General features: G+C 63.1%; 8 protein-coding genes. 6 read left to right on the forward strand and 2 right to left on the reverse strand.

All coding sequences use genetic code 11. The annotated features are described in order from the left end of the window. From PHD22_RS16370 to PHD22_RS16395, 6 genes are all read left to right on the forward strand, one after another. The coding region (locus PHD22_RS16370) for a hypothetical protein (RefSeq protein WP_299869345.1) at positions 1–455 on the forward strand (455 nt) is incomplete at its 5' end. An 85-nt stretch (positions 456–540) separates the two neighbouring features. After that, positions 541–810, forward strand: coding sequence for a DUF4160 domain-containing protein (locus PHD22_RS16375; RefSeq protein ID WP_299869348.1), 270 nt, complete (start codon positions 541–543; stop codon positions 808–810). Between the two features lie 9 nt (positions 811–819). After that, complete coding sequence (locus tag PHD22_RS16380) at positions 820–1,071, forward strand: DUF2442 domain-containing protein (protein WP_299869350.1); 252 nt, start codon at positions 820–822, stop codon at positions 1,069–1,071. Continuing rightward, entirely contained in the window at positions 1,068–2,147 is a 1,080-nt protein-coding gene (locus PHD22_RS16385; protein ID WP_299869352.1) for a transposase, read from the forward strand. Before PHD22_RS16380 ends, PHD22_RS16385 begins: the two co-directional genes overlap by 4 nt. Before the next feature lie 12 nt (positions 2,148–2,159). Beyond that, on the forward strand, positions 2,160–3,776 hold the full coding sequence (locus PHD22_RS16390) for a hypothetical protein (protein ID WP_299869355.1): 1,617 nt from the start codon (positions 2,160–2,162) through the stop codon (positions 3,774–3,776). Continuing rightward, positions 3,773–3,970, forward strand: a complete 198-nt coding sequence (locus tag PHD22_RS16395; protein WP_299869358.1) for a hypothetical protein — start codon at positions 3,773–3,775, stop codon at positions 3,968–3,970. The genes PHD22_RS16390 and PHD22_RS16395 overlap by 4 nt, the downstream gene beginning before the upstream one ends. Positions 3,971–4,067: 97 nt before the next feature. Here the strand turns inward: PHD22_RS16395 and PHD22_RS16400 are convergent, their stop codons facing one another. Then, positions 4,068–4,388: a hypothetical protein gene (locus PHD22_RS16400; RefSeq protein WP_299869361.1), complete on the reverse strand. Its 321-nt coding sequence runs from the start codon at positions 4,386–4,388 to the stop codon at positions 4,068–4,070. Beyond that, positions 4,375–4,606: hypothetical protein (locus PHD22_RS16405; protein ID WP_299869364.1), on the reverse strand; the 232-nt coding region annotated here is incomplete at its 5' end. The genes PHD22_RS16405 and PHD22_RS16400, both read right to left, overlap by 14 nt.

The raw sequence follows: 4,606 nt of genomic DNA on the forward strand, positions 1-4,606 counted from the left end.
TCTCCGACAGAGAGCATCAGCGCCTGGTCCAACTGGCCGCCAACTGGCGTTCGCTGCTGGCCTTTGACGACGGCGCCCCGAAACTCGCCGATGCGCTGGAGGTGTTTATCCCCGCCTACCGGCAGCAGGCACCCGACCAGGAGAAGCTCCACGACGAGGTGGTCTTCCGGGCTGGCGTCTACCGCATGGGCCACTGGGCACTGGTCAAGCACTTCATCCCCGGCGTCACCGACTGCCTGGACAACTTCGGCAGTGTCCTGCCCAAGCACCGCGAGGCCTTCAAACGTCGCTATGAGGCCGACGGCAATCTGTCGGTTGAGGCGCAGTCACAATTGCTCAAGGCTCAGTACGCCTTGATCCCCAACCGCCGTGATCCGTACCGGCACGAAGAGATGAAACGCCGAGGCCTGGTCACCGCCGACGGCATCGTGCCGATGGGCGTGAAGGAAGTGTAAAACAAAAGGACACCCACTTTGTTTAACGTAACACCGGTTGTGCGATACAATTTCCCCTGTTTTCGGCAACCCTTCAGAGAGCGCTATGCCAACCATCAGCATGTTCTACGGCATCATCATCAGTCTCTATTTTTTCGACAATGAGCGGCACAACCTTCCGCACATCCATGCGAAATACCAAGGGCAGGATGCGTCTTTTTCCATTCTCGATGGGACGCTGCTGAGCGGCGAAATTCCACCATCCAAGGCAAAGCTGGTACAGGCGTGGATTGAAATCCGACGCGAAGATCTGCTGGCGGACTGGGAACTGGCCATCAATGGTCAGTCTCTTTTCCCGATTGATCCTTTGCGCTGAGGTGGTGTCATGGAATCCGTTACTCGCGTTGTCCCCAAAGAAGATTTCAGCTTGGAGCTCTGGTTCGATGATGGCGCTCACCGGATATTCGATGCGAAGCCCTATCTGGAGCGTGGCGTATTTACCCGCCTGAAAGACCCTGCCAAGTTCAGGCAGGCTTTTGTTGCCTTTGATACCGTGTGTTGGCCAGGTGATATCGATATCGCGCCCGAGACTCTCTATGACCGTTCGGTTCCGCTGGACAAGGTTGACGCCCCATGACCCGCGCCCGTTCCGCCCTCGTTTCCCTCTCCGATACGCCGTGGTATCACGTGGTCTGCCGCTGCGTACGGCGGGCTTTTCTTTGTGGCGATGATGCGCTGACTGGCAAAAACCATGACCATCGCCGCGCCTGGATTGTCGACCGGGTGAAGCAGTTGGCCGGGGTGTTCGCCATCGACGTGGCGGCTTACGCGGTGATGAGTAACCATTACCATCTGGTGTTGCGCGTGGATGCTGAGCGGGCAAGGGGCTGGAGCAACGAGGAGGTGCTGCGCCGCTGGACGCAGCTCTTCGACGGTCCGGTGCTGGTGCAGCGCGTGCTGGCCGGCCGGGGCGACGAGCTGGATGCCGCCAGCCAGCGGGCGGTCGATGAATGGGCCGAAAAATACCGCGCGCGGCTCGCCGATCTGTCGTGGTTCATGCGGGTGTTGAACGAGACCATCGCCCGCAAGGCCAATGCCGAAGATGGCGTGACCGGCCGCTTCTGGGAGGGACGCTTCAAGAGCCAGGCCCTGCTCGACGAACAGGCCATCCTCGCGGCGATGGTGTATGTCGACCTCAACCCGATCCGTGCGCAGATGGCCGACACACCGGAGGATTCCGACTATACGTCGGTGGCCGAACGCCTGGCCGACGCCCAGCCCGCCCCCGCTGAGCTCGAACCCGCCCGGCAGCCCGAACCTTCCCCTGCCCCGGCCACCCCGCTGCTGGCCCTGAAGTGCGAAGCGCATCTGGCTGAATTGCCGCTGCAGCCCCTGATGCCCTTCGACGCCACCGCCCGGCTCAAGGCCGCGATTCCCTTCGCTTTCGACGACTACCTGGACCTGGTCGAAACCACCGGCCGCTGCGTGCGCAAGGACAAGCGCGGCGCAATCGCCACACACACCCCGCGTCTGCTCGAGCGGCTCAATATCGAACCCGAACGTTTCATCGACTGTGCCACCCAGCTGATGCGGCGCTTCGGCAGCGCCGTGGGGGCACCCTCGCATCTGACCGAGCTCTGCGCGGCCCGGCAGGTGAAGTACTTGCGGGGAATGGCGGCGGCCAGGGGGGCGTTCGAGCGCCGGGTGGCTTGACGGTTCAAACTCGTGACCTCCACGCCTGACATCCTGAGCCTGGCCCGTCGACATGCCGAATCCGGGCGGTTCGCCGAGTTTCAGGGACTGTGCCAGCAGCTCGCCGCTGATTGCCCCGACGAGCTGCCGACCCAACTCGACATCGGCGCCCTGCTCTTCGGCTACGGCTTCCTCACCGATGCCCGCACCTGCTACGAAAAGGCGCAAACCCTCGCCCCGACTGACCTGCGCGCCCAGGTGAATCTGGCCAACCTCGCCCGCGATGCTGGCGAGCATGCCGAAGCCCGTCGCCTTTACACCGACCTGCTGCGCCAGTTGCCCGACCACCCGGTCATCCGCCGCAATGCGCTGACCAGCCTGGAATACGATCCCGAGGTGCCGGATGCCGAACGGCTCGTGCAGGCCCAAGCGTGGGGCGCATGGGCCATCGTACGCGCAGGCGGTATTCGCCCGCGCCCTGCTCTGCAGCCGCTGCAGGGACGTCCGCTGCGCATCGGCTACGTGTCGGCCGATCTCTGCCAACACACCGTCGGGCTGTTCGCGAAGGATGTGCTCAAGACGCACGACTCGGCCCGAGTGCAGGTCCTTGCCTACAGCGCCGGGCAGGTGCAGGACTGGGTCAGCAACGAAATCCGCGCAGCCAGCACCTTCCGCGATGTAGCCTCGTTCGACGATGCGGCGCTGGCTGATCAGATCCGCGCCGATGGCATCGACGTGCTGATCGACCTTTCCGGCCATACCGCTGGTTCCCGCTTGACGGCGTTTGCCCATCGTCCTGCGCCGGTGATGGTCAGTTGGCTCGGTTACTTCGCCACGACGGGCTTGCCTTACCTCGATGCCGTGCTGCTCGATGATTGGCACGCCCCACCCGGTACCGAAGCGCAGTTCGTCGAACCCATCCTGCGCCTGCCCTCCGGCCGCTTCTGCTACCAGCCGGTGCCGTGGGCACCTACCGAGGTCGCTGCACCCGCTTTCGCGCGGAATGACTTCATCACCTTCTGCTGCTTTAACAACACCGCCAAGTTCAACGCGGGCGTGTTCGATGCGTGGGCGCGGGTGCTGCAAGCGGTGCCCAACGCTCGCCTGATCCTGAAATGGCGCACCTTCAACGATGCGGTCTTCCGGCAAAATGTCACCCAAGCCTTCGTTGACCGTGGAATCGCCTCGGATCGCATCGAACTACGCGGCCCGAGTTTCCATGCCGAGCTCCTGAAGGAATACGCCGACCTCGACATCGCGCTCGATCCTTTCCCCTTCACCGGCGGGCTGCTCCGGGTACTGAAGCCTGAAGGCTTCCTGGTGGTCACCTGCCCGGACCTCCAGGCGGTATGCCAGATGGTGGCCGAGGATAAGCTGAATGACGCCGCCTACATCTCACAGGCTGGCCCGATCACGCCGCTGGATATTCTTTATGGCCATGGTGAGGCGCTTGCCGGTGGTCATCACTACATGGCGCACAAGACCGGATTTACGTTGAAGACGCTGACGCAGGTGCTGCATGCGGCGGGGTTTGCCACCTCAGCAGGCAAGCGTAGGCTGCGCGGGCTGGATCTGTGGGTAGTGGCGTGCAAGGGACCGATGGATGAGGCGGCGCTGAGGGCGCTGGCGGGGAAGGTCTTGCCGGGGTGAGCGAGTTGGTTCTTGACCTGCAGGCGGAGATGGCCGAACTTGCCGCCATCGAAGCCGAATCCATCGGCTGGCTGCCGCTAGGGGACGGCGCCTATCTCCACTTGGGCAAGCCGGAAGAGGAAGAGGTCGTGATCACTGTCGTTGGCATGCCGGAGGTGGGGATGGCCGGGATGAATGTGCTGCTGGTGGGGTGAGCAAGCTGAGCCGGGAGCGGCTGCGGGAGGCGGTGGAAGTGGTCGTGGTGGGGTGACTCAACCCGGTGCCGTTGGTGATGGCAACACCGCTGCTTGTTCACTTCTTGCCATAGGTAGCATCGTGATCCGGCGCGATGGTGAGCAGTCGGATGAAATCCCCGTCACGGTACGCAGTCGCCCGGCGTGCCTGGGTGATGCGCAGGGAGTAGATCGCATCGATGCCCTGGGGTGGTCTGACGCTGGTGATCTTCTCCCACTTCAGGCCCTGGTCTCGGTACAACTGGTTCCAGGTCAGCTGGCGAATTTTGTGGAGCGTATCCAGGGCTGCTTGGCGCTCCGGCTTTTGCAGCGTGAGCAGGTTGTCCTGAAACACCGGGTTGTTGAGGTCGAGCCTGACCTTGGCTTCACTGTTCGCCATGGCCCAGGCGCTTGAGGGTGTCTTCGGTATCGGCATCCGATGCGACATGGGCTACGGACCAGGTCATGGCCGTTTGCAGATCGGCCGCTGTTTGAGGCGCGTGCAGCCAGCGCTCGTTGTCGGGAACGACCGTGGCCGTGCGCACCAGCCAGACGCCGGGCTCGTACTCTTCCACCAGCACCTGGCGGCCCGCGTATTGCTTGCCCAGCGAAATCTGG

Source organism: Zoogloea sp., from assembly GCF_028693495.1.
Classification (GTDB): Bacteria; Pseudomonadota; Gammaproteobacteria; order Burkholderiales; family Rhodocyclaceae; genus Zoogloea.